General features: G+C 58.9%; 21 protein-coding genes. 13 read left to right on the top strand and 8 right to left on the bottom strand.

The genetic code is table 11. The annotated features are described in order from the left end of the window. Window positions 1–84: 84 nt before the first annotated feature. Complete coding sequence (locus CAF90_RS13940) at window positions 85–3783, bottom strand: M10 family metallopeptidase C-terminal domain-containing protein (protein ID WP_256578888.1); 3699 nt, start codon at window positions 3781–3783, stop codon at window positions 85–87. A gap of 314 nt (window positions 3784–4097) precedes the next feature. Between CAF90_RS13940 and CAF90_RS13935 the strand changes: the two genes are divergently transcribed. Together CAF90_RS13935 and CAF90_RS13930 are read left to right on the top strand one after the other, a co-directional pair. Further along, window positions 4098–4739: an MBL fold metallo-hydrolase gene (locus CAF90_RS13935; RefSeq protein ID WP_085606936.1), complete on the top strand. Its 642-nt coding sequence runs from the start codon at window positions 4098–4100 to the stop codon at window positions 4737–4739. Window positions 4740–4853: 114 nt separating this feature from the next. Further along, the gene (locus CAF90_RS13930; protein ID WP_007956806.1) at window positions 4854–5585 is read left to right on the top strand and encodes an OmpA family lipoprotein; all 732 of its coding nucleotides are present in this window, start codon (window positions 4854–4856) and stop codon (window positions 5583–5585) included. Between the two features lie 67 nt (window positions 5586–5652). Here the strand turns inward: CAF90_RS13930 and CAF90_RS13925 are convergent, their stop codons facing one another. Continuing rightward, window positions 5653–6087, bottom strand: coding sequence for a YhcB family protein (locus CAF90_RS13925; RefSeq protein WP_007956803.1), 435 nt, complete (start codon window positions 6085–6087; stop codon window positions 5653–5655). A gap of 144 nt (window positions 6088–6231) precedes the next feature. On the opposite strand from CAF90_RS13925, the gene CAF90_RS13920 reads away from it, so the two are divergent. The 3 genes from CAF90_RS13920 to zapE all read left to right on the top strand — a co-directional run bounded on the left by CAF90_RS13920 (window position 6232) and on the right by zapE (window position 9426). Continuing rightward, a complete protein-coding gene (locus CAF90_RS13920; RefSeq protein WP_085607037.1) occupies window positions 6232–6861 on the top strand; it encodes an alpha/beta hydrolase in 630 nt (209 codons plus the stop codon). 24 nt (window positions 6862–6885) lie between these two features. Continuing rightward, the gene (locus CAF90_RS13915; RefSeq protein WP_085606934.1) at window positions 6886–8241 is read left to right on the top strand and encodes a tryptophan--tRNA ligase; all 1356 of its coding nucleotides are present in this window, start codon (window positions 6886–6888) and stop codon (window positions 8239–8241) included. A 90-nt stretch (window positions 8242–8331) separates the two neighbouring features. Then, window positions 8332–9426 (top strand): cell division protein ZapE, encoded by a 1095-nt coding sequence (zapE, locus tag CAF90_RS13910; RefSeq protein ID WP_085606932.1) that lies wholly within the window; start codon window positions 8332–8334, stop codon window positions 9424–9426. 62 nt (window positions 9427–9488) lie between these two features. On the opposite strand, the gene CAF90_RS13905 is transcribed toward zapE, so the two are convergent. Beyond that, complete coding sequence (locus tag CAF90_RS13905; RefSeq protein WP_170929381.1) at window positions 9489–10385, bottom strand: GlxA family transcriptional regulator; 897 nt, start codon at window positions 10383–10385, stop codon at window positions 9489–9491. Window positions 10386–10631: 246 nt separating this feature from the next. On the opposite strand from CAF90_RS13905, the gene CAF90_RS13900 reads away from it, so the two are divergent. Next, window positions 10632–11768, top strand: a complete 1137-nt coding sequence (locus tag CAF90_RS13900) for an acyl-CoA dehydrogenase family protein (RefSeq protein ID WP_085606930.1) — start codon at window positions 10632–10634, stop codon at window positions 11766–11768. Window positions 11769–11890: 122 nt separating this feature from the next. Here the strand turns inward: CAF90_RS13900 and CAF90_RS13895 are convergent, their stop codons facing one another. Further along, the gene (locus tag CAF90_RS13895; RefSeq protein ID WP_085606928.1) at window positions 11891–12931 is read right to left on the bottom strand and encodes an NADP(H)-dependent aldo-keto reductase; all 1041 of its coding nucleotides are present in this window, start codon (window positions 12929–12931) and stop codon (window positions 11891–11893) included. 244 nt (window positions 12932–13175) lie between these two features. Between CAF90_RS13895 and rplM the strand changes: the two genes are divergently transcribed. The 7 genes from rplM to CAF90_RS13860 all read left to right on the top strand — a co-directional run bounded on the left by rplM (window position 13176) and on the right by CAF90_RS13860 (window position 18062). Beyond that, the gene (rplM, locus tag CAF90_RS13890) at window positions 13176–13604 is read left to right on the top strand and encodes a 50S ribosomal protein L13 (protein WP_003228062.1); all 429 of its coding nucleotides are present in this window, start codon (window positions 13176–13178) and stop codon (window positions 13602–13604) included. Between the two features lie 14 nt (window positions 13605–13618). Beyond that, window positions 13619–14011: a 30S ribosomal protein S9 gene (rpsI, locus tag CAF90_RS13885; protein WP_007956794.1), complete on the top strand. Its 393-nt coding sequence runs from the start codon at window positions 13619–13621 to the stop codon at window positions 14009–14011. 268 nt (window positions 14012–14279) lie between these two features. After that, a complete protein-coding gene (petA, locus tag CAF90_RS13880) occupies window positions 14280–14873 on the top strand; it encodes a ubiquinol-cytochrome c reductase iron-sulfur subunit (protein ID WP_007917031.1) in 594 nt (197 codons plus the stop codon). Next, window positions 14873–16084 carry a cytochrome bc complex cytochrome b subunit gene (locus CAF90_RS13875; protein ID WP_007956792.1) on the top strand — a complete coding sequence of 404 codons (1212 nt, stop codon included), beginning with the start codon at window positions 14873–14875 and terminating at the stop codon, window positions 16082–16084. The genes petA and CAF90_RS13875 overlap by 1 nt, the downstream gene beginning before the upstream one ends. Beyond that, the gene (locus CAF90_RS13870; RefSeq protein ID WP_007956790.1) at window positions 16084–16866 is read left to right on the top strand and encodes a cytochrome c1; all 783 of its coding nucleotides are present in this window, start codon (window positions 16084–16086) and stop codon (window positions 16864–16866) included. The genes CAF90_RS13875 and CAF90_RS13870 overlap by 1 nt, the downstream gene beginning before the upstream one ends. Before the next feature lie 148 nt (window positions 16867–17014). Further along, window positions 17015–17632 carry a glutathione S-transferase N-terminal domain-containing protein gene (locus tag CAF90_RS13865; RefSeq protein ID WP_085606926.1) on the top strand — a complete coding sequence of 206 codons (618 nt, stop codon included), beginning with the start codon at window positions 17015–17017 and terminating at the stop codon, window positions 17630–17632. Between the two features lie 16 nt (window positions 17633–17648). After that, on the top strand, window positions 17649–18062 hold the full coding sequence (locus CAF90_RS13860) for a ClpXP protease specificity-enhancing factor (RefSeq protein WP_007956787.1): 414 nt from the start codon (window positions 17649–17651) through the stop codon (window positions 18060–18062). Between the two features lie 51 nt (window positions 18063–18113). Here the strand turns inward: CAF90_RS13860 and CAF90_RS13855 are convergent, their stop codons facing one another. The 4 genes from CAF90_RS13855 to CAF90_RS13840 all read right to left on the bottom strand — a co-directional run bounded on the left by CAF90_RS13855 (window position 18114) and on the right by CAF90_RS13840 (window position 21558). Beyond that, complete coding sequence (locus CAF90_RS13855) at window positions 18114–18692, bottom strand: BON domain-containing protein (protein WP_085606924.1); 579 nt, start codon at window positions 18690–18692, stop codon at window positions 18114–18116. After that, window positions 18689–19282 carry a phosphoheptose isomerase gene (locus CAF90_RS13850; RefSeq protein ID WP_007928463.1) on the bottom strand — a complete coding sequence of 198 codons (594 nt, stop codon included), beginning with the start codon at window positions 19280–19282 and terminating at the stop codon, window positions 18689–18691. The genes CAF90_RS13855 and CAF90_RS13850 overlap by 4 nt, the downstream gene beginning before the upstream one ends. Window positions 19283–19384: 102 nt before the next feature. Beyond that, complete coding sequence (locus tag CAF90_RS13845) at window positions 19385–19747, bottom strand: YraN family protein (RefSeq protein WP_007956783.1); 363 nt, start codon at window positions 19745–19747, stop codon at window positions 19385–19387. After that, window positions 19747–21558 carry a penicillin-binding protein activator gene (locus CAF90_RS13840; protein ID WP_064599306.1) on the bottom strand — a complete coding sequence of 604 codons (1812 nt, stop codon included), beginning with the start codon at window positions 21556–21558 and terminating at the stop codon, window positions 19747–19749. The genes CAF90_RS13845 and CAF90_RS13840 overlap by 1 nt, the downstream gene beginning before the upstream one ends. Window positions 21559–21623 lie beyond the last annotated feature (65 nt).

Here is a 21623-nt window from a genome sequence, read left to right as displayed (position 1 = left end):
ACATCAGAAAACACAACGCCCCGAACAAGTCGGGGCGTTGTGTTTTTTACGTTCGGCTTATGTTACTGGCCGGCACAGAATGCATCAGGCCACCAGGTCATTCGCGCTGAAACTGTTTACCCCTACCAGCTGGATTTCAAAATCCGCACCGGCGTTGCCGCTGACATTACCTGACAGGACATGATCGACGAAGCGAACTTGACCTGCACCGGTGAAGTTGTCCGCGCCAATGAAAGTGAAGCCATTGAAGCCGGCACTCAGCAAATTGGCATCGAAGTGAGTCAGGTCAATCTTGTCACCCTGCAAACGATTGAAGTCGGTAATGACGTCACGATTTGCGCCCAAGCCCATTTCATTCACGGCATTGAATACAAATGTATCCGCTCCGCCCCCACCGGTCAGGGTGTCGGCACCGGCGCCACCGTCAAGAATGTTGGCCTGGTCGTTACCGATTAATGTGTTGTTCAAGCTGTTACCGAGCAGGGTGAATGTCCCAGCCCCCGAGAGGGTGACATTTTCGACGTTCTGCAGATTGCTTATGCCGAGATCGACGACATTTGTCTGCGCGGTCGAAGGATATAGCAGGATCAGGGTGTCATTTCCTTCAGCTGCATTTTCCTGAATCAACGTCAGTTCGGCTGCTTGATCGAGGGCGTAAGAGTCGTCGCCCTTGCCACCAATCATTGTATCGATACCCGCGCCGCCATTGAGCTCGTTGTTACCGTCGTTGCCAGTCAGAACGTTGTTCAAGGCGTTACCGACTGCATAGGTATTCGCGGTGCCGGTCAGCGTCAGGTTTTCCAGGTTGGCACCCAGTTTCCAGCTGATCGATGATTTGACCGTGTCAATTTCGTTCGCCAGGGTACTGGTTTCACTGATGACGTCATTGACGTTGTCGACGATGTAGGTGTCATTGCCGGTACCGCCAGCCATGAAGTCGGCACCCAGGCCGCCGTCGAGGATGTTGTTTCCGCTGTTGCCGGTGATGCGGTTGTTCAATGCGTTGCCGGTGCCGTTGAGGTTGTCGCTGCCCAGCAGGTTGAGCCACTCGACATTGGCGCCCAGGGTGTAATCGATCACCGAGTTGACGGCATCGATCTGGGTTGGCGAGGCATCGCGCTCGATGACGACATCGCCGACATTGTCGACGAAGTAGCTGTCGTTGCCCGCGCCGCCGTCCATGGTGTCGGCGCCTGCCATTCCGTTCAGGGTGTTGTCCTGGGCGTTACCGATGAGCACGTTGTCCAGACTGTTGCCGGTCAGACTGGCTGCGTTGCCGATCAACTGGCCTTCTTCGATGTTGGCGCTCAAGGTGTAGTTAACGAAGCTGAGCACCGTATCGTAACCTTCGTTCGCCGCTTCGATGACGATATCGCCCGCATTGTCGACGGCGTAGGTGTCGTTACCCTTGCCACCACTCATCGTGTCGACGCCGGCACCCCCGTTGATTTCATTGTTGCCGTCGTTGCCGATCAGAACGTTGTTCAAGGCATTGCCGATTGCATAGGTGTCGCTGGTGCCGGTCAGTGTCAGGTTTTCCAGGTTGGCGCCCAGTCGCCAGTTGATCGAGGACAGAACGGTATCGATCTCGTTCGCCAGGGTACTGGTTTCACTGATGACGTCATTGACGTTGTCGACGATGTAGGTGTCATTGCCGGTACCGCCAGCCATGAAGTCGGCACCCAGGCCGCCGTCGAGGATGTTGTTTCCGCTGTTGCCGGTGATGCGGTTGTTCAATGCGTTGCCGGTGCCGTTGAGGTTGTCGCTGCCCAGCAGGTTGAGCCACTCGACATTGGCGCCCAGGGTGTAATCGATCACCGAGTTGACGGCGTCGATCTGGGTTGGCGAGGCATCGCGCTCGATGACGACATCGCCGACATTGTCGACGAAGTAGCTGTCGTTCCCCGCGCCGCCGTCCATGGTGTCGGCGCCTGCCATTCCGTTCAGGGTGTTGTCCTGGGCGTTGCCGATGAGCATGTTGTCCAGATCGTTGCCGGTCAGGCTGGCGGCGTTGCCGATCAACTGGCCTTCTTCGATATTGGCGCTCAAGGTGTAGTTGACGCTGGCCTGTACTGTGTCACGGCCCTCGTTCGCGGCTTCAACGATGATGTCGCCGGTATTGTCGACGATGTAGGTGTCGTCACCCAGGCCGCCGACCATGCGGTCGCCTCCTGCACCACCGTTGATCACATCATTGCCAGCGCCGCCGAACAGGTTGTTGGCCAGGGCATTGCCGATCAACACGTTGTCCAGTTCATTGCCGGCCAGGCTGATGGCGTTGCCGATCAACTGGCCTTCTTCGATGTTGGCGCCGAGGGTGTAGTCGATATAACTCACTACCGTGTCGTAACCCTCGTTTGCAGCCTCAATGATAATATCGCCGACGCTGTCGACGGCGTAGGTGTCGTTCCCTTTGCCGCCGCTCATAGTGTCGCTGCCGGCGCCACCATTAAGAGTGTTGTTTCCGTCGTTACCGATGAGTACGTTGTTCAGCGCATTACCGATGGCATAAGTGTCTCGGGTACCGGTCAGAGTGAGGTTTTCGAGATTGGCACCCAGTGCGTAGTTGACCGACGAGTTAACCGTGTCGATCTCGCCGATCAGGGTGCTGGTTTCACTGACGATGTCGTTTACGTTGTCGACAATGTAGGTGTCATTGCCTGTGCCGCCAGCCATGAAGTCGGCACCGATGCCGCCATCAAGGATGTTGTTGCCGGCATTACCGTTGATACGGTTGTTGAGCGAGTTACCGGTACCGTTCAAGTTATCGGTGCCAAGCAAGGTCAGGTTCTCGACGTTGGCGCCCAGGGTGTAATCGATTGTGCTCATGACGCTATCGATTTCCGTAGGCGATGTGCCGCGTTCGATGACCACGTCGCCAACGTTGTCGACAAAGTACGTATCGTTACCGGCGCCACCATCCATGGTATCTGCACCTTCCAGACCCACCAGCGAATTATCCAGAGCGTTACCGATCAAGGTGTCATTGAAATTCGAGCCGAAGGCGTTTTCGATATTGGTGCCGTAAGCGATGGCCAGGCCTGAATTGAACAAGCTGCCATCTGGAGCCAGGAATGCTTTGCCGATAGTGCTGAACTGGCCTGGATTGAGGTTGATGCTGACGCCTGAAAGCTGATTACTGGCATCGATCGTGTCGGAGCCGCCACCATCCCAGATAGTTTCGAATACGGACTTTGTCGGCGCCCAGGAGTAGACGTTATTGCCTGCCTGCCACTGAGTATTGGCGCCATACAGACTCTGGATGGCGAGAATATCCAGCAGCATCGGAGTCGTGGGTTGATAGGAGTAAGAGTCGTTGTAACTCATGACGGTGAAGCGTACGTCGTCCAGTGACGGATCCAGCAGCAGCTTGTTGTCCGGCGTGGTGTCGAATGGGTGCTTGAGGCCCAGCGCGTGGCCGATTTCATGCACGAACGTCAGGTAGTCGAACGAGCCTTTTACCGGGTTTGGATCGTCGGTGGATGGGCCGATCCAGACATCGCCACCAGCAGGTGTTTCGTCGGGGAAGTACGCCCATGCGGCGTATTTGCTATCCATGCCCATGTAACCACCGAAGCGCAGATCTCCGACATTGGCAGCCGATTCAGGCACCAGGGAGAATTGCACGTTGGCGACAGCGCTCCAGCCACTCAACGCGCTGATGACAGCCGATTGTTGTGTGTTGGACAGCGTGAAACCGTTCAAATACTCATTCGACGGACTGTAGTCACGGGCGAAAAACGAACCGGTGTCGATGAAACTGTAGGTGAGTTTGACCGGCATTCCTCTCTCGTCCCAGCGGCCGGTCCAATGATCATCCGCCAGCAAGGCGTCGACAGACTTGTTACCGGTCATACTTGTAAAAGTGGTAAACGAATAGCGGAGAGGGCTTGGCATGGGACGTTCCTGGTTGATATCTGCGGTCCTTCCTGAACGCGACCGCTACAAAAATATGATTTTGCATGAGAAATTGTACATTTGACATCATTGAGCCACTATTTTCTGATTAGTGGCGTCAATTCTCTGACCTGGCGATCTGTGTCGGCGAGTGAAGTAGAATCCTTAGGCAAAACCCCAGCCGTTCGTCCAGGAAACTCATGACCTTGCCAAGCCCGTTCATTCGAGAAACCTTCCCCGTCGGCCCCTTGCAGTGCAATTGCACGATCATCGGCGATTCGATCACCAAAAAAGCCATCGTCGTCGACCCGGGCGGCAATCCTGATCTCATCATGGCCAGGCTCGACGCCCTGGGCCTGAAGGTTGTCAGCATCATCCACACCCACGCGCACCTCGATCACTTCCTCGCCTCTGGTCAGATGAAAGAGAAGACCGGCGCCACCCTGCACTTGCATAAAGAAGATCAGTTCCTGTGGGACAACCTCGAGATGCAATGCCAGATGTTCGGCGTGCCATATACGCCGGTGCCGTCACCGGATCGCTGGTTGAGCGACGATGAAGAGCTGGCCTGCGGCTGCGGCGTGGCCTTGCACACACCGGGGCATACGCCAGGTTCCATGAGCTTCTGGTTTTCCGAGGCTAAGCTGTTGATTGCCGGCGACACGCTGTTTCGTCGCGGAGTAGGGCGCACGGATTTGTGGGGCGGCGATCAGGCGACCATCGTGCGATCGATCAAGCAGCGGCTGTACACCCTGGATGAAGACGCGACTGTTGTGGCCGGGCATGGTCCGGATACGCGTCTGGGGGATGAAATGCGCAAGAACCCGTTTGTGCGTGCCTAAACATTTTGTCACGGGTGCCCAGCGGAATTTTTGTGCATTGTCATGATCCAACGCCCGCACGGGCCAGTTGCCAATGGCCGCTGCACCACAGAATGCAAAATGTAGGAGCACTCCATGTTCACCACGCGTCGTTTGATTATTGTCGCTACTGCCGTGGCCGTCTTGTCCGGCTGCGCCTCGCCCAACCCGTATGACAATCAGGGTCAGGCCGACGGTGGCTCCCAGGGCATGAGCAAAACCGCCAAGTACGGTGGGCTCGGTGCGCTGGCCGGCGCGCTGGCCGGTGCCGCCATCGACCACAACAACCGCGGCAAGGGTGCGCTGATCGGCGCAGCCGTCGTCGGTGCCTCGGCCGCCGGTTACGGCTACTACGCCGACCAGCAGGAGAAAAAACTGCGCGCCAGCATGGCCAACACCGGGGTTGAAGTGCAGCGTCAGGGCGATCAGATCAAGCTGATCATGCCGGGCAACATCACCTTCGCCACCGATTCGGCGAACATCGCTTCCAGCTTCTATCAGCCGCTGAACAACCTGGCCAACTCGCTCAAAGAGTTCAACCAGAACCAGATCGAAATCGTCGGTTACACCGACAGCACCGGCAGCCGTCAGCACAACATGGACCTGTCCCAGCGTCGTGCGCAGAGCGTGGCGACCTACCTGACTTCGCAAGGCGTCAGCGGTGCCAACCTGAGTGCTCGCGGTGCCGGTCCGGATAATCCGATTGCCAGCAATGGCGACGTCAATGGCCGCGCGCAGAACCGCCGCGTCGAGGTTAACCTCAAGGCCATCCCTGGCCAGCAGTACGGTGGCCAGCAACAGCCGGGTACGGTTCAGCAGTACCCGTAACCGTCAGGTACAAAAAAGCCCCCGGACAAGTGATTGTCTGGGGGCTTTTTGTTGGCGCGAAGGCTGATTACTTCTTCAGGCCGTAATGCTCGTCGAGCATGCCCGGCGAGTTCGGGGTCTTCGGCGCGTAGTCACGCGGCGGTTCCTGATCCCGTGGTGGCGTCAGGCGTTCCCGTGGAGCCTGTGCCGCGTCGGCGTGCAGCGAGGCGAGCAAGCGTTGACGGGTCTGCTCGTCCAGGGCCAGGCGGTTGGCGCCCTCGGCGAGGTGGTCCTGCACTTCCTGATAACTCTGGGTCAGTTTCTTGACCAGATTGGCGGTGCTGTTGAAGTGGGTCACCACTTCGTTCTGATAACTGTCGAAACGTTCCTGAATATCATCCAGTTGACGCTGCGTGCGGCTGGGCGCGGCGTTCGGCGCAACGCGAGCGATCAGGAAACCAATGGCGACACCCACAACCAGGGCAAGAGTCGGTAACAACCAAACTAAGAGCGAGTGTTCCACGAGTCCTTCCTCTATAAACGGCTTTGCTTTACGTTAACGGCTCGAACCTGCGCTGTATACCGCGATTCACTCGCAATAGACTGGCACAGACAATTTGCTAGACGAGTCGACCCGATTCGAGGTCACGGAGTTCCTTCCTTGCTGATGCGTGAAACCCCTGTAGTGATTGATGGCCCGGTGGGTCAACTTGAGTCTTTGTATCTGGACAATGAGCAGCCACGCGGCATCGCGCTGATCTGCCACCCGAACCCGGTGCAGGGCGGCACCATGCTCAACAAGGTCGTCTCGACCCTGCAGCGCACCGCGCGTGACGCGGGCCTGATCACCTTGCGCTTCAACTATCGCGGCGTCGGTGCCAGCGAGGGTTCCCATGACATGGGCACCGGTGAAGTCGACGACGCCCAGGCCGCTGCCGCATGGCTGCTGGAAAAACACCCGGATCTGCCGCTGACCCTGTTCGGTTTCTCCTTCGGCGGATTTGTTGCAGCAAGTCTCGGCGGCCGTCTCGAAGCCCAAGGCATCACGCTCAAGCACCTGTTCATGGTTGCGCCGGCGGTGATGCGTCTGGGTGATCAGGATCAACTGCCGCAGCAGGGCGAGCTGACCGTGATCCAGCCGGAAACCGACGAAGTGATCGATCCGCAGCTGGTCTACGACTGGTCTGACAAACTCCAGCGCCCCCATGAGCTGCTGAAAGTGGCAGAATGCGGACACTTTTTTCATGGCAAGCTGACCGATCTCAAGGATCTGATCCTGCCGCGTCTCTCGAATTGATTGCAGTCTGACAAGCGATTACCCATGACGAACCGTACCCGCATCCTCACCGGCATCACCACCACCGGCACCCCGCACCTGGGCAACTACGCCGGCGCCATCCGCCCGGCGATTCTCGCCAGCCGCGACAGCAATGCCGACTCGTTCTACTTCCTGGCCGACTATCACGCCCTGATCAAGTGCGATGACCCGCTGCGCATCCAGCGCTCGCGTCTGGAAATCGCCGCGACCTGGCTGGCCGGTGGCCTGGATGTGGATCGCGTGACCTTCTACCGTCAGTCCGACATTCCGGAAATCCCCGAGCTGACCTGGTTGCTGACCTGCGTCGCCGCCAAGGGCCTGCTCAACCGCGCCCACGCCTACAAGGCTTCGGTGGACAAGAACGTCGAGACCGGCGAAGACCCGGATGCCGGCATCACCATGGGCTTGTACAGCTATCCGGTGCTGATGGCGGCGGACATTCTGATGTTCAACGCGCACAAGGTGCCGGTCGGTCGCGACCAGATCCAGCACGTGGAAATGGCCCGTGATATCGGCCAGCGCTTCAACCACCTGTTCGGCCAGGGCAAGGAGTTCTTCACCATGCCCGAAGCGCTGATCGAGGAAAGCGTGGCCACGTTGCCGGGCCTGGACGGTCGCAAGATGTCCAAGAGCTACGACAACACCATCCCGCTGTTCTCCAGCGCCAAGGAAATGAAGGACGCGATTTCGCGCATCGTTACCGACTCCCGCGCGCCGGGCGAAGCGAAAGATCCGGACAACTCGCACCTGTTCACTCTGTTCCAGGCTTTCTCCACACCGGCGCAGGCCGACGAATTCCGCAGCGAACTGCTGGGTGGTCTGGGTTGGGGCGAGGCGAAGAACCGTCTGTTCCAATTGCTGGATAACGAACTGGGCGAGTCCCGCGAGCGTTATCACCAGTTGATCGAACGCCCGGCAGATCTGGAAGACATCCTGCAACACGGCGCCAAGAAGGCCCGTGCGGTGGCGACGCCGTTCCTCAACGAGCTGCGCGAAGCGGTTGGTCTGCGTTCTTTCATCAATCAGGTTCAGGTGGCCGCGACCACCAAGAAGAAAGCCGCGAAAGCCGCACGTTTCGTCAGCTTCCGTGAAGACGACGGCAGCTTCCGTTTCCGTCTGCTGGCGGCCGACGGCGAGCAATTGCTGCTGTCGCGTAACTTCGCCGACGGTAAAACCGCCGGTCAGGTGACCAAGCAGCTGCAATCGGGTCAGGCGCTGGATGTACGCAGCGAAGACCTGAGCTTCAGCGTCTGGCTGGAAGGCGAGTGCGTCGGCGACAGCCCGGCGTTCGCCGACGTGGCTGCGCGGGATGCGGCCGTCGAGGCCCTGCGGATCGCTCTGACACCGGTTCAGGAATAATCAACGGGCCGGCCCGACCAAGGGCCGATTGCCATTCCCACGGGCCATCGCTACAGTGACGGCCCGTTTTTGTTGCCTTGCTAACGAATTATGACGCCCCTAGAACGATATCAAGCTGATCTGAAACGCCCGGACTTCTTCCATGATGCGGCGCAGGAAACTGCCGTTCGTCATCTGCAACGCCTGTACGACGATCTGATCGCGGCCGAGCAGAACAAGCCGGGTTTGCTGGGCAAGCTGTTTGGCAAAAAGGATCAGACGCCGGTCAAGGGTCTGTATTTCTGGGGCGGCGTGGGTCGCGGCAAGACTTACCTGGTGGACACCTTCTTCGAAGCACTGCCATTCAAGGAAAAGACCCGCACTCACTTCCACCGCTTCATGAAGCGTGTGCACGAAGAGATGAAAACCCTCGGCGGCGAGAAAAACCCGCTGACCATCATCGCCAAGCGCTTCGCGACGGAATCACGGGTCATCTGCTTCGATGAATTCTTCGTCTCCGACATCACCGACGCCATGATCCTCGGCACGCTGATGGAAGAGCTGTTCAAGAACGGCGTGACCCTGGTCGCCACTTCGAACATCGTGCCGGACGGCCTGTACAAGGACGGCCTGCAACGCGCGCGCTTCCTGCCAGCCATCGCGCTGATCAAGCAGAACACCGAGATCGTCAACGTCGACAGCGGCGTCGACTACCGTCTGCGTCACCTCGAACAAGCGGAACTGTTCCACTTCCCGCTCGACGAAGCCGCTCACGAAAGCCTGCGCAAAAGCTTCCGCGCGCTGACGCCGGAGTGCACGGCCGCCGTGGAAAACGATGTGCTGATCATCGAAAACCGCGAAATCCGCGCTCTGCGTACTTGCGATGACGTGGCCTGGTTCGACTTCCGCGAGCTGTGCGACGGCCCGCGCAGCCAGAACGACTACATCGAACTGGGCAAGATCTTCCACGCCGTGCTGCTCAGTGGCGTGGAGCAGATGAGCGTCACCACCGACGACATCGCCCGCCGCTTCATCAACATGGTCGACGAGTTCTACGACCGTAACGTCAAACTGATCATTTCTGCCGAAGTCGAGTTGAAAGACCTGTACACCGGCGGACGCCTGACGTTCGAGTTCCAGCGTACCCTCAGCCGTCTGCTGGAGATGCAATCCCACGAGTTCCTGTCCCGGGCACACAAGCCTTAAGCGGATTCGGCAAACAAAAAGGGCCTGCAGATGCAGGCCCTTTTTTGTGTCTGGTCGAATCGTCAGGCAGCTTGCTGGAACTGCTGCCGGTACTGGTTCGGCGACAGTTCGGTGTGCTGGCGGAACAGCCGTGCGAAGAAGCTCGCATCGTCGTAGCCGACTTCGTAGCTGATGGTCTTGATGCTCTTGCGACTACCGGAGAGCAAGCCCTTGGCGGTCTCGATGCGCAGCCGTTGCAGATAGTGCAGCGGCTTGTCACCGGTGGCGGTCTGGAAGCGGCGCATGAAGTTGCGGATGCTCATGCCGTGTTCGCGGGCCACGTCTTCGAAGCGGAACTTGTCGGCGAAATGCTCTTCGAGCCAGTGCTGGATCTGCAGGATGATCACATCCTGATGCAGTTTCTGGCCGCCGAAACCGATGCGGCCCGGTGCGTAGCTGCGCTGCACTTCATAGAGAATGTCGCGAGCTACCGCCTGGGCCACATTGGCGCCGCAGAAGCGCTCGATCAGATAAATGTAGAGATCGCAGGCTGAGGTGGTGCCGCCGGCGCAATACAGGTTGTCGGCGTCGGTCAGGTGCTTGTCCTGATTGAGGTAGACCTGCGGGAAGCGCTCGGCGAAAGCGTTGAAGAAGCGCCAGTAGGTGGTCGCTTCCTTGCCGTTGAGCAAACCGGCCTCGGCCAGCCAGAACACCCCGGTAGCCTCGCCGCAGAGCACGGCGCCCCGGGCATGCTGTTCGCGCAGCCACGGCAGGATCTGTGGATAACGTTGGCACAGCGTATCGAAATCGTCCCAGAACGCCGGGAGGATAATGACATCGGCATTTTCCAGGCCGCCGTCCACCGGCATGACCACGTCACTGAAGCTGTTAACCGGTTTACCGTCGGGGCTGACCAGGCGTGTTTCGAACGCCGGAGTCAGGCCGTGGCCCAGTTGTTTGCCGTAACGCAGGCTGGCCAGATGGAAGAAATCCTTGGCTTGCATGAGGGTGGAAGCGAAAACCCGGTCGATCGCCAGGATGCTGACGCGCCGCAAGGGCGTGGAGACTTGCTTGGACATAATTCAACTTTTGTTTTTATAAGGGAAAGTGGTCACCAGACGGCTGGATCGTCTTATTTTTTGTCGGATGTGTCCAGTGTCCTGTATCGGAAGCGCGGCTTAGTCTCTGAAGGTCTGATCCCTCCAACAATAAAGAAAAGGTGACGCATGATTCCCAGAACCTTGTTCAGCTCCGAGCACGAATTGTTCCGCGACAGCGTACGAACATTCCTCGAAAAAGAGGCCGTGCCGTTCCATGGGCAATGGGAAAAACAAGGCTACATCGACCGCAAACTGTGGAACAAGGCGGGGGAGGCGGGGATGCTCTGCTCGCACCTGCCGGAGGAATACGGCGGGTTGGGGGCGGACTTTCTTTACAGCGCGGTGGTCATCGAGGAAGTAGGGCGGCTGGGGCTGACCGGTATCGGTTTTTCACTGCATTCGGACATCGTCGCGCCGTACATCCTGCATTACGGCAGCGAGGCGCTGAAGCAGAAATACCTGCCGAAGCTGGTCTCCGGCGAGATGGTCACCGCGATCGCCATGACCGAGCCGGGCGCCGGTTCCGACCTGCAAGGGGTCAAGACCACGGCGCTGCTGGATGGCGACGAATATGTGATCAACGGTTCGAAAACCTTTATCACCAATGGCTTTCTGGCGGATCTGGTGATCGTCGTCGCCAAGACCGATCCCAAGGCTGGCGCCAAGGGCACCAGCCTGTTTCTGGTGGAGGCGAACACGCCGGGCTTCGACAAGGGCAAGCGCCTGGAGAAGGTCGGAATGAAGGCTCAGGACACGTCGGAATTGTTCTTTCAGGACGTGCGCGTGCCGAAGGAAAACCTGTTGGGTCAGGCCGGGGCGGGGTTTGCCTATCTGATGCAGGAACTGCCGCAGGAGCGTCTGACCGTGGCGATTGGCGGGCTGGCTTCAGCCGAGGCGGCGCTGCAATGGACGCTGGATTACACCCGCGACCGCAAGGCGTTCGGCAAGTCGATTGCCGACTTCCAGAATACCCGCTTCAAGCTGGCGGAAATGGCCACCGAGATTCAGATCGGCCGGGTGTTCGTCGACCGCTGCCTGGAGCTGCACCTGCAAGGCAAACTGGACGTGCCGACGGCGGCGATGGCCAAGTACTGGGGCACCGACCTGCAATGCAAGGTGCTCGACGAGTGCGTGCAGCTGCATGGCGGCTACGGTTTCATGTGGGAATACCCGGTGGCCCGGGCCTGGGCGGATGCGCGGGTGCAGCGGATCTATGCCGGCACCAATGAAATCATGAAGGAGATCATTGCGCGGTCGCTTTGATCCGAAAGTGTGATCGTTCCCACGCTCTGCGTGGGAATGCCGCCATGGACGCTCTGCGTCCGCTTTGGGAGCGTCGCGGTATGCGTTCCCACGCAGAGCGTGGGAACGATCATCGTCCTGGATTACGGCGCAGGGTTCGGATGATCCTTGTGAATCGCTTCGATCCCTTCCAGCACTTCCCTCGACAGTTTCAGCTCGTAGCTGGCGATGTTGCTGTCCAGTTGCTCCAGCGTCGTTGCCCCGATGATGTTGCTGGTGACGAACGGTTGCTGGTTCACAAAGGCCAGAGCCATTTGCGCCGGATCCAGACCGTGTTCACGAGCCAGCGCCACGTAACGGCTGCACGCCGCTTCCGATTGCGGGTTGAAATAGCGGCTGAAGCGGCTGTAGAGGCTCAGGCGGCCTTTTGGCGGACGCGCCCCACCTTCGTACTTGCCCGACAGGAAACCGAACGCGAGCGGCGAATAGGCGAGCAGACCGCATTGTTCACGGATGGCGATTTCCGCCAGGCCGATCTCGAAGCTGCGGTTGAGCAGGTTGTACGGGTTCTGGATTGACACGGCGCGCGGCCAGCCACGGGCTTCGGCCAGGGCGAGAAAACGCATGGTGCCCCACGGGGTCTCGTTGGACAGGCCGATGTGACGGATCTTGCCGGCCTTCACTTGCTCATCGAGCGCTTCAAGGGTGTCTTCGAGCGGCGTCAGGTTGGCTTCGGTCTGGTGCTTGTAGCCCAGCTGTCCGAAAAAGTTGGTGCTGCGCTCCGGCCAGTGCAATTGATACAGATCGATGTAGTCGGTCTGTAGGCGCTTGAGGCTGGCGTCCACGGCTTCGGTGATGTGCTGGCGGTTGTGGCGCAGGTTCTTGTCGCGGATGTAGTCGATGGTGTTGCCGGGGCCGGCGATCTTGCTGGCGAGGATCCAGTCGGCGCGGTCGCCACGGCTCTTGAAGTAATTGCCGATGTAGCGCTCGGTGGTGGCGTAGGTTTCGGCTTTCGGCGGCACCGGGTACATCTCGGCGGTGTCGAGGAAATTGATCCCGGCCTCTTTTGCCCGCTCGATCTGGGCGAAGGCTTCAGCTTCAGTGTTTTGCTCGCCCCAGGTCATGGTGCCGAGGCAGATTGCACTCACGTTCAGGTCGGTACGGCCTAGCTGGCGATAGTCCATCGGGTGCTCCTTGGGCAAAACAAGCATAAAAGCAGGTTGAAATTTTTTTCGCAATCTGCATAATTGCCGACCTCTTTCTGCAGTGGAAGTGATGCGCCGCCGCCGAAGAATCTTGCCGTTGAACGGACGCGCCGACCCGAGCCCCCGAAAGCGTCTGTATCCGGCTGCCTTTGACTTGTCAAAGTACGCACTATTCAGTAAGATCCGCCGTCTTATTTACAGGCGGCCCCTGAGGCTATAAAGAATGAAAACTTTTACTGCTAAACCGGAAACAGTAAAGCGCGACTGGTTTGTCGTCGACGCTGCTGGTCAGACCCTGGGTCGTCTGGCCACCGAAATCGCGAGCCGTCTGCGTGGCAAGCACAAGCCTGAGTACACTCCTCACGTTGACACCGGCGACTACATCGTCGTAATCAACGCTGAGCAGATCCGTGTTACCGGTGCTAAAACCACTGACAAAATGTACTACTCCCACTCCGGTTTCCCGGGCGGCATCAAGTCGATCAACTTTGAAAAGCTGATCGCCAAGGCCCCTGAGCGCGTGATCGAGACCGCGGTTAAAGGCATGCTGCCTAAAAACCCACTGGGTCGCGACATGTACCGTAAGCTGAAAGTCTATGCGGGCGCTGCACACCCTCATACTGCTCAGCAGCCCCAAGAACTGAAGATTTAACGGAATAGTTCATTATGTCGGCGACTCAAAATTACGGCACTGGCCGTCGCAAGACCGCAACCGCACGCGTTTTCCTGCGTCCGGGTACTGGTAACATCTCCATCAACAACCGCTCCCTGGACACGTTCTTCGGTCGCGAAACTGCCCGCATGGTAGTTCGTCAGCCGCTGGAACTGACTGAGACTGTCGAGAAGTTCGACATCTACGTCACCGTCATCGGTGGTGGTGTAAGTGGTCAAGCTGGCGCAATCCGCCACGGCATCACTCGCGCTCTGATGGACTACGACGAAACCCTGCGTAGCGCTCTGCGCAAAGCTGGCTTCGTTACTCGCGACGCCCGTGAAGTTGAACGTAAGAAAGTTGGTCTGCGTAAAGCGCGTAAGCGTCCGCAGTACTCGAAGCGTTAATTTCGCTTCCACGTTCAAAAAGAACGCCCGATTCCTCACGGAACCGGGCGTTTTTTTATGCGTGCGATTTCTTGAATAATTGCGCTGTGACAACTTGCCACATTCGTAGACCCCCTATACTACAAGGCTTGAGGGCCAGCCCTCCGGGTAATTACCTTGTCAGAATTGGGGGTTTTCATTACCATTCGGCAAAATTTTTATAAGTACATAGTTTCAATTTAGTAGACGCCTGATTTAACAGGCCACAAAGCTGATGGGAGAGGACTGAATGAGCAATGACGGCGTGAATGCAGGCCGGCGTCGCTTCTTGGTAGCAGCCACATCCGTGGTGGGTGCTGCAGGAGCGGTGGGGGCTGCGGTCCCGTTCGTGGGGTCATGGTTTCCCAGTGCCAAGGCGAAGGCTGCCGGAGCACCGGTGAAAGTGAATGTCAGCAAAATCGAGCCAGGGCAGCAGATGATTGCTGAATGGCGCGGCCAGCCGGTGTTCATTGTCCGCCGTACCGAGGAAATCCTGGGGAATCTCAAGAAGATCGAGGGCCAGCTCTCCGATCCGACCTCCAAAAACTCCACGCAACCCACTTATGTCGACCCTGAAGTGCGTTCGATCAAGCCGGAAATCCTCCTGTTGATCGGGATCTGCACTCACCTGGGTTGCTCACCGACTTTCCGTCCCGAAGTGGCACCCGCGGATCTGGGCAAAGACTGGGTAGGCGGCTATTTCTGCCCTTGCCACGGTTCCCACTACGATCTGGCTGGCCGCGTCTACAAGTCGCAACCTGCGCCTTTGAACCTGCCAGTACCCCCGCATTCCTATGAGACCGATGACCTGATTGTCATTGGCGTCGATACGGAGAAAGCGTGATGAGCAAGTTCATGGATTGGGTTGATGCACGCTTCCCCGCCACCAAGATGTGGGAAGACCATCTCAGCAAGTATTACGCTCCAAAAAACTTCAACTTCTTCTACTTCTTCGGCTCGCTGGCGCTGCTCGTTCTGGTCAACCAGATCGTCACCGGTGTCTGGCTGACCATGAGCTACACCCCGTCGGCGGAAGAAGCGTTCGCTTCCGTCGAATACATCATGCGCGATGTCGAGTACGGTTCGATCCTGCGTCTGCTGCACTCCACCGGCGCTTCGGCGTTCTTCATCGTGGTCTATCTGCACATGTTCCGTGGCCTTCTCTACGGTTCGTACCAGAAACCGCGTGAGCTGGTGTGGGTCTTCGGCATGCTGATCTACCTGGCGCTGATGGCCGAAGCCTTCATGGGTTACCTGCTGCCGTGGGGCCAGATGTCCTACTGGGGTGCTCAGGTGATCATCTCGCTGTTCGGCGCGATCCCGGTCATCGGCAACGACCTGACCCAGTGGATCCGTGGTGACTACCTGATTTCCGGGATCACCCTGAACCGCTTCTTCGCCCTGCACGTGGTTGCGCTGCCGATCGTGATTCTCGGTCTGGTGGTGCTGCACATCCTGGCGCTGCACGAAGTCGGTTCGAACAACCCGGACGGCGTGGACATCAAGAAGCACAAAGACGAAAACGGTATCCCGCTGGACGGCATTGCCTTCCACCCGTACTACACCGTGAAAGATATCGTCGGCGTCGTGGTGTTCCTGTTCATCTTCTGCTTCATTGTGTTCTTCTTCCCGGAAATGGGCGGTTACTTCCTCGAAAAGCCTAACTTCGAGCAAGCCAACCCGTTCAAGACGCCTGAGCACATTGCACCGGTCTGGTACTTCACACCGTTCTACGCAATCCTGCGTGCGGTCCCTGACAAGCTCATGGGCGTTATCGCCATGGGTGCAGCGATTGCGGTGCTGTTCGTCCTGCCGTGGCTCGACCGCAGCCCGGTCAAGTCGATGCGCTACAAAGGCTGGATGAGCAAGATCTGGCTGGTGGTGTTCTGCATTTCGTTCGTGATCCTCGGCATTCTGGGCGTTCTGGCCCCGACGCCAGGCCGTACGCTGCTGTCGCAGGTCTGCACCTTCCTGTACTTCGCCTACTTCATTCTGATGCCGTTCTACACCAGGCTCGAGAAGACCAAACCGGTTCCGGAAAGGGTGACTGGCTGATGAAAAAGTTATTTTTTGCTCTGATTTTTGCTGCTCTGCCAGTGCTGTCTTTCGCGGCCGAACACGGTGGTCCGGAACTGGAAAAGGTCGACATCGACGTTTCCGACAAGGCTGCCTTGCAGGATGGTGCGCGTACTTTCGCCAACTATTGCATGGGTTGCCACAGTGCTAAGTTTCAGCGTTACGAGCGTGTGGCCGATGACCTCGGCGTTCCGCACGAACTGATGCTGGAAAAACTGGTGTTCACCGGCGCCAAGATCGGCGATCACATGAACATCGGCATGCAGCCGGCCGACGCCAAGACCTGGTTCGGCGCCGCGCCGCCGGACCTGACGCTGGTGGCTCGTGTTCGCGGCACCGACTGGCTTTACGGTTACCTCAAGTCGTTCTACGAAGATCCTGCACGTCCATGGGGCGTGAACAACAAGGTCTTCCCGAACGTCGGCATGCCTAACGTGCTGGTCGGCCTGCAAGGTCGTCAGGTCGTGGGTTGCAAACAGGTACAGATCGTCGAAGACGGCAAGAAGCAATATGACCCGCTGACCGGTACGCCTCTGACTCATGAAGCGTGCGATCAGTTGACCATCGTGCCGAAAACCGGAACCCTCAACGAAGAGCAGTTCGATGAGAAGGTCAAGAATCTGGTAACCTTCCTGGCTTACTCGGCTAACCCGGTTAAGCTGCAACATCAGCGCATCGGTACTTACGTCTTGCTGTACCTGGCGTTCTTCTTTGTGTTCGCCTACCTGCTCAAGCGTGAATACTGGAAAGACGTGCACTGATAACGCTTCAAGCAATTGCTGTTAATCGCGCGCGCCCAAGGGCGCCTCTGAAAACGCAACGCCTGGTTCGCCAGCCGTTGCGGGAGGCGCCCTCTGGGCGCGCGCGTTTTTCCGGCTCCGACTATTTCAACAAGCGAGGAGGATCGCCATGGGCGTGACCAATCGGTTGGCCTGTTACTCCGACCCCGCCGACCACTATTCCCACCGAGTGCGCATCGTGCTTGCAGAGAAGGGTGTCAGCGCCGAGATCATTTTTGTGGAGGCTGGTCGTCAGCCGCCTAAACTGATTGAAGTGAACCCTTACGGCAGTCTGCCCACGCTGGTCGATCGTGACCTGGCGTTGTGGGAGTCGACCGTGGTGATGGAATACCTGGATGAGCGTTACCCGCATCCGCCATTGATGCCTGTGTACCCGGTGGCGCGTGCCAACAGCCGTCTGCTGATTCACCGCATTCAGCGCGACTGGTGTGGTCTGGTGGATCTGATTCTGGATTCGCGCACCAAGGAAGCGGCCCGTGCCGTGGCGCGCAAGGAATTGCGCGAAAGCCTGACGGGCGTGTCGCCGCTGTTTGCCGACAAGCCGTTTTTCCTCAGTGAGGAACAAAGTCTGGTGGATTGCTGCCTATTGCCAATACTCTGGCGTTTGCCGATTCTGGGTATAGAACTGCCGCGGCCGGCCAAGCCGCTGCTTGATTATATGGAGCGTCAGTTTGCGCGTGAGGCTTTCCAGACGAGTCTGTCTGGTGTCGAACGCGACATGCGCTAAGGCTTAAGGAGCCGCTATGAACTCCAGTCGACCTTATCTGGTCCGCGCGCTCTACGAGTGGATTGTGGATAACGATTGCACCCCGCACATGCTGGTCAATTCCGAGTACCCGGCGGTGCAGGTGCCACAAGGGTTTGCCAGTGACGGGCAGATTGTCCTGAACATTTCGCCAAGTGCCGTGCGGCACTTGCACATGGACAACGACGTTGTGACCTTCGAAGGTCGCTTCGGTGGCGTCCCGCACAGTCTGTATGTGCCGATTGCTGCAATTCTGGGGATCTATGCCCGGGAGAACGGTCAAGGCATGGTGTTCGATCTGGAGTCGCCGATGGATGACGAAGACGAGATCGAGCAGGATGACGATGTTCCGCCACCGGACAGCGAGCCGCCGCGCCCAAGCGGCCGGCCAAGCCTGAAAGTGGTGAAGTAATAAAAAAGGCGATCCGGTTGGATCGCCTTTTTTGTGCCTGCGTTTTGCGGGTCAGTCGATGTATTCGAACAGCTTCACAATCTTCTGTACGCCGGAAACGCCCTGAACCAGGTTGGTCGCCTGGGCGGCCTCCTGTTTGGTCAGCAGACCCAGCAGATAGACGATACCGTTCTCGGTCACGACCTTGATGCGCGAGCCCGGAATGCTGGCGTCGGCGAGCATCTGGGTCTTGATCTTGGTGGTCAGCCAGGAGTCGTTCTGACGGGCAATGAAGCCTGAAGGTGCGATCACTTGCAGTTCGTTGTGAACCTTCTTCACGCGCTGGACGTTGGCGGCGGCCTGTTCGGCCTTCTCCTTGAGGTCTGCGCGCGGGGTCTGGCCGGCCAGCAACACGACACCGTTGAAGCTGGTGACGACGATGTGCGAGTCGTTGTCCAGGGCCGGGTCGGCCTTGGCCACGTTGACGCCGACTTTGGTTTCGATCAGCGAGTCATCGATCTTGCTGCCGAAAGTGCGGGTGCCACGGTCGTCTTCGATCGGCGCTTCACGGCTGGCATTCACCACCGAGGTGCAGCCGCTGATGCCGAGGCACAGGGTCAAGGCCAGAAGGCCAAGGCGATTAGGGGTCATTCTTCACTCCCGAACAGTTGGCTGTCGATCAGATCGCAAAGGCAATGGATCGCCAGCAAGTGGACTTCCTGAATACGTGCGGTGACGTTGGCCGGTACGCGAATCTCGACGTCTTCGGGCAGCAGTAGCGAAGCCATGCCGCCGCCGTCGCGTCCGGTCAATGCTACGACAATCATTTCGCGATCATGTGCGGCCTGGATCGCCTGAATAATGTTCGCCGAGTTGCCGCTGGTCGAAATCGCCAGCAATACGTCACCCGGCTGGCCGAGTGCGCGGATCTGCTTGGAGAACACTTCGTTGTAGCTGTAGTCGTTGGCGATCGAGGTGATGGTCGAGCTGTCGGTGGTCAGCGCGATCGCTGGCAGGCTAGGGCGCTCACGCTCGAAACGGTTGAGCAGTTCCGAGGAAAAGTGCTGGGCATCACCGGCCGAGCCGCCGTTACCGCACGAGAGCATTTTGCCCTCGTTGAGCAGGGCGTTGACCATCACCTGGCTGGCTTGCTCGATGTGCGGTGCAAGTACGTCCATCGCCTGTTGCTTGGTGTCGATGCTGGCCTGGAAAAGCTGGCGAATTCGGGATTGCATGTCCATCTGTGTGACCTTAATTAGCGCGGCTGTCCGGCACGTGAATGTGCAGCCCGCAAAGCAAAGAGCAAAAGTGTTGAGTGAAAGTGTCCGGGTCGGAGCAGGCGGTCAACTGTCGAACGCATTCTGCAACCAGTTCAGCTGACCCTGGTGGCTGTCGATGGCCACCACGTCGAAGCGGCAGGGGGAATTGGCCCAACGCGACTCGCGCTGAAGAAAATACTGTGCGGCGAAAATCAGTTTCTGCCGTTTGCGCCCATCGATGCTGTCGAGTGCGCCACCCCATTGAGTGTTCTTTCGGTAACGGACTTCGACGAATACTACTGTATCGCCATCAAGCATGACCAGATCAAGCTCACCGCGTTTACATAACCAGTTCTGCGCCAGCAGGCGCAGACCCTGGTGTTGTAGATGCTCGAGCGCCTGGCGCTCGGCATCCTTGCCGCTTTGCAGGTGTGACCTGTCGGGCATCAGCGTGGAGTGTCCGGCAGGCGCTGGATCTGACCGCTGACGAATTGCGCCCATGGCAACTGACGGACGACGCGTTGGGACTGGGTCATGCCCAGGCTGCCCGACTGACCTTCGATGCGGCTGTCCGGCAGTGCCTTGAGCTGATCCAGGCGTGGCGCGAGGCGGTAGGCATCGACGCCCATCGCGTACAGGCGGCCGAGGCTACCAGCGGCTTGTGGCCATTGCGCGGTGACCTGCTGGCGCAGCGGATCGCTGGTTTCCAGCAGCCATGGCGTTTCGCAGAAGCGCACGCCGTTCATGTCGTTGTACTGGTTCACGTCGCCGCTGGCGCTGAATACGTGGGAGGTCGCGTAAACCGGCACATCACCGGCGTACTGGAAGTTCAGTGTCGGCTTGATCTGCTGCGCCTGCTGCGGGGTGGCGGCGAGGAAGATGAACTCGATGTCCTGGCGACGCGAAGGCTGGGCGGCAACGTTGGTGCCGGCAGCATTCTGCAGGCTCTTGGCGCGAGCTTCGCTCTGACGCAGCTGGAACATGTCGGCGATCTGCTGGGCCAGTTGCACCGGCTGGTCGACGCGCTCGGTGGCGACAATGCTGCCGCCGTTGGCTTGCCAGTCCTGGCTGAAGGCGCGCAGGACGCGGTCGCCCCATTCGCCTTTCGGCACCATGATGGCGGCGCGATGCAGGCCGTCGGCACGGGCGCGGCGGGAGACTTCGCGGGCTTCGTCTTCAGCGGCCAGACCGAACTGGAACAGCTGCGCCGGGCCTTGATCGCCTTCGCTGTAGTTCAGGGCGAGGGTGGTGATCGGCAGTTGCGGGCGAGTGCTCAGCTGTTTGACCAGCGGCTTCTCCAGCGGGCCGACGACCAGTTGCACGCCATCGGCCTGGGCCTTGCGGTAGAACTCGTCGAGGTTGGTCAGTTTCGAGCTGTCATAGAACTCGATGGCCGGTGGTTTCTGGCCGGCTTGCTGAGCCTGATAGTGCGCGGCCATGAAGCCGTCACGCAGGGCCTTGCCGACCGAGGCCAGTTGGCCGTCCTGTGGCAACAGCAGGGCGATCTTGCTCAGAGGCTGGCTGGCCAGTTCCTTGAGTTTGGTCAGGGGCAGCGGCAGGTTGATCGCGGCTGGGTGCTTTGGATGCTGGTTGCGCCAGTTGTCGATGGCGGCTTGCTGCTGTTCCAGAGTGCCGGCGGTTTTCACCGCCAGGGCCAGGCTCATCCAGCCGCCGAGGTCATCGGTGGTATTCGCTTGCAGTTGATCGGCCGGCAGCGATGCAATCAGGGTCCAGATCGCTTCGTGGTTCTTGCTGGCGGCTTCGCCTTCCAGCATCGGCGCGATGAAGATGCGCTCGCGGGCGGCGGCCAGGGTCTGGCCGTCGGCTTCAAGGGCGCGGGCGTGAACGGTGCCGGCGCGAACTTGCAGCGGTACCGACATTTCGCTCAGGCGTTGCAGGCTTGGGTGGCTCAGGGCAGTCAGCGCGGCTTTCGGCTGGTTGCGGGTCATGGCCAGTTCTGCAGACAGCGTGCTGGCAAATGCCTGCTGGCCGGGCTGGAGTTGTTCCATCGGCACTTGCTGCAGGATTTGCGCGGACTGTCCGGCATTGCCCTGGCGGTACGCCATGTCTGCCGCACTCAGGCGCAACAGCGCAGCCTTGTCCGGCGATTTGGCCTGGGCAGCCTGTTCGAGCAGTTGCTCGATGGTGGCATCCGGGGTCCGTGGAAGTTCGCCAAGGCTGGAGGAAGGGGAGCTGGCGCAAGCCGCCAACAAGGCAGCGAGGCAGAGGGCAGTGAACAGCCGCAGGCAAGCGATCATGTAAGTGTTCCTGATACTCGATCAAATTAGCGTCGAATTGTACCCAAGCACTGGCCGGGGCGCGA

This window comes from Pseudomonas sp. B37(2017), assembly GCF_002112885.1.
Taxonomy (GTDB): Bacteria; Pseudomonadota; Gammaproteobacteria; order Pseudomonadales; family Pseudomonadaceae; genus Aquipseudomonas; species Aquipseudomonas paraglycinae.
The sequence above is the reverse complement of the archived record's forward strand: the minus strand, read 5'-3'. Positions and strand labels throughout refer to the sequence as shown.

Coding starts and splice junctions, on each gene's coding strand:
- zapE (WP_085606932.1), top strand. CDS start 8,332: ATGACGCCCCTAGAACGATATCAAGCTGATCTGAAACGCCCGGACTTC.
- CAF90_RS13840 (WP_064599306.1), bottom strand. CDS start 21,558: ATGATCGCTTGCCTGCGGCTGTTCACTGCCCTCTGCCTCGCTGCCTTG.
- petA (WP_007917031.1), top strand. CDS start 14,280: ATGAGCAATGACGGCGTGAATGCAGGCCGGCGTCGCTTCTTGGTAGCA.
- CAF90_RS13850 (WP_007928463.1), bottom strand. CDS start 19,282: ATGGACATGCAATCCCGAATTCGCCAGCTTTTCCAGGCCAGCATCGAC.
- CAF90_RS13870 (WP_007956790.1), top strand. CDS start 16,084: ATGAAAAAGTTATTTTTTGCTCTGATTTTTGCTGCTCTGCCAGTGCTG.
- CAF90_RS13875 (WP_007956792.1), top strand. CDS start 14,873: ATGAGCAAGTTCATGGATTGGGTTGATGCACGCTTCCCCGCCACCAAG.
- CAF90_RS13860 (WP_007956787.1), top strand. CDS start 17,649: ATGAACTCCAGTCGACCTTATCTGGTCCGCGCGCTCTACGAGTGGATT.
- rplM (WP_003228062.1), top strand. CDS start 13,176: ATGAAAACTTTTACTGCTAAACCGGAAACAGTAAAGCGCGACTGGTTT.
- CAF90_RS13900 (WP_085606930.1), top strand. CDS start 10,632: ATGATTCCCAGAACCTTGTTCAGCTCCGAGCACGAATTGTTCCGCGAC.
- CAF90_RS13920 (WP_085607037.1), top strand. CDS start 6,232: ATGCGTGAAACCCCTGTAGTGATTGATGGCCCGGTGGGTCAACTTGAG.
- CAF90_RS13895 (WP_085606928.1), bottom strand. CDS start 12,931: ATGGACTATCGCCAGCTAGGCCGTACCGACCTGAACGTGAGTGCAATC.
- CAF90_RS13915 (WP_085606934.1), top strand. CDS start 6,886: ATGACGAACCGTACCCGCATCCTCACCGGCATCACCACCACCGGCACC.
- rpsI (WP_007956794.1), top strand. CDS start 13,619: ATGTCGGCGACTCAAAATTACGGCACTGGCCGTCGCAAGACCGCAACC.
- CAF90_RS13930 (WP_007956806.1), top strand. CDS start 4,854: ATGTTCACCACGCGTCGTTTGATTATTGTCGCTACTGCCGTGGCCGTC.
- CAF90_RS13935 (WP_085606936.1), top strand. CDS start 4,098: ATGACCTTGCCAAGCCCGTTCATTCGAGAAACCTTCCCCGTCGGCCCC.
- CAF90_RS13865 (WP_085606926.1), top strand. CDS start 17,015: ATGGGCGTGACCAATCGGTTGGCCTGTTACTCCGACCCCGCCGACCAC.
- CAF90_RS13855 (WP_085606924.1), bottom strand. CDS start 18,692: ATGACCCCTAATCGCCTTGGCCTTCTGGCCTTGACCCTGTGCCTCGGC.
- CAF90_RS13845 (WP_007956783.1), bottom strand. CDS start 19,747: ATGCCCGACAGGTCACACCTGCAAAGCGGCAAGGATGCCGAGCGCCAG.
- CAF90_RS13940 (WP_256578888.1), bottom strand. CDS start 3,783: ATGCCGGTCAAACTCACCTACAGTTTCATCGACACCGGTTCGTTTTTC.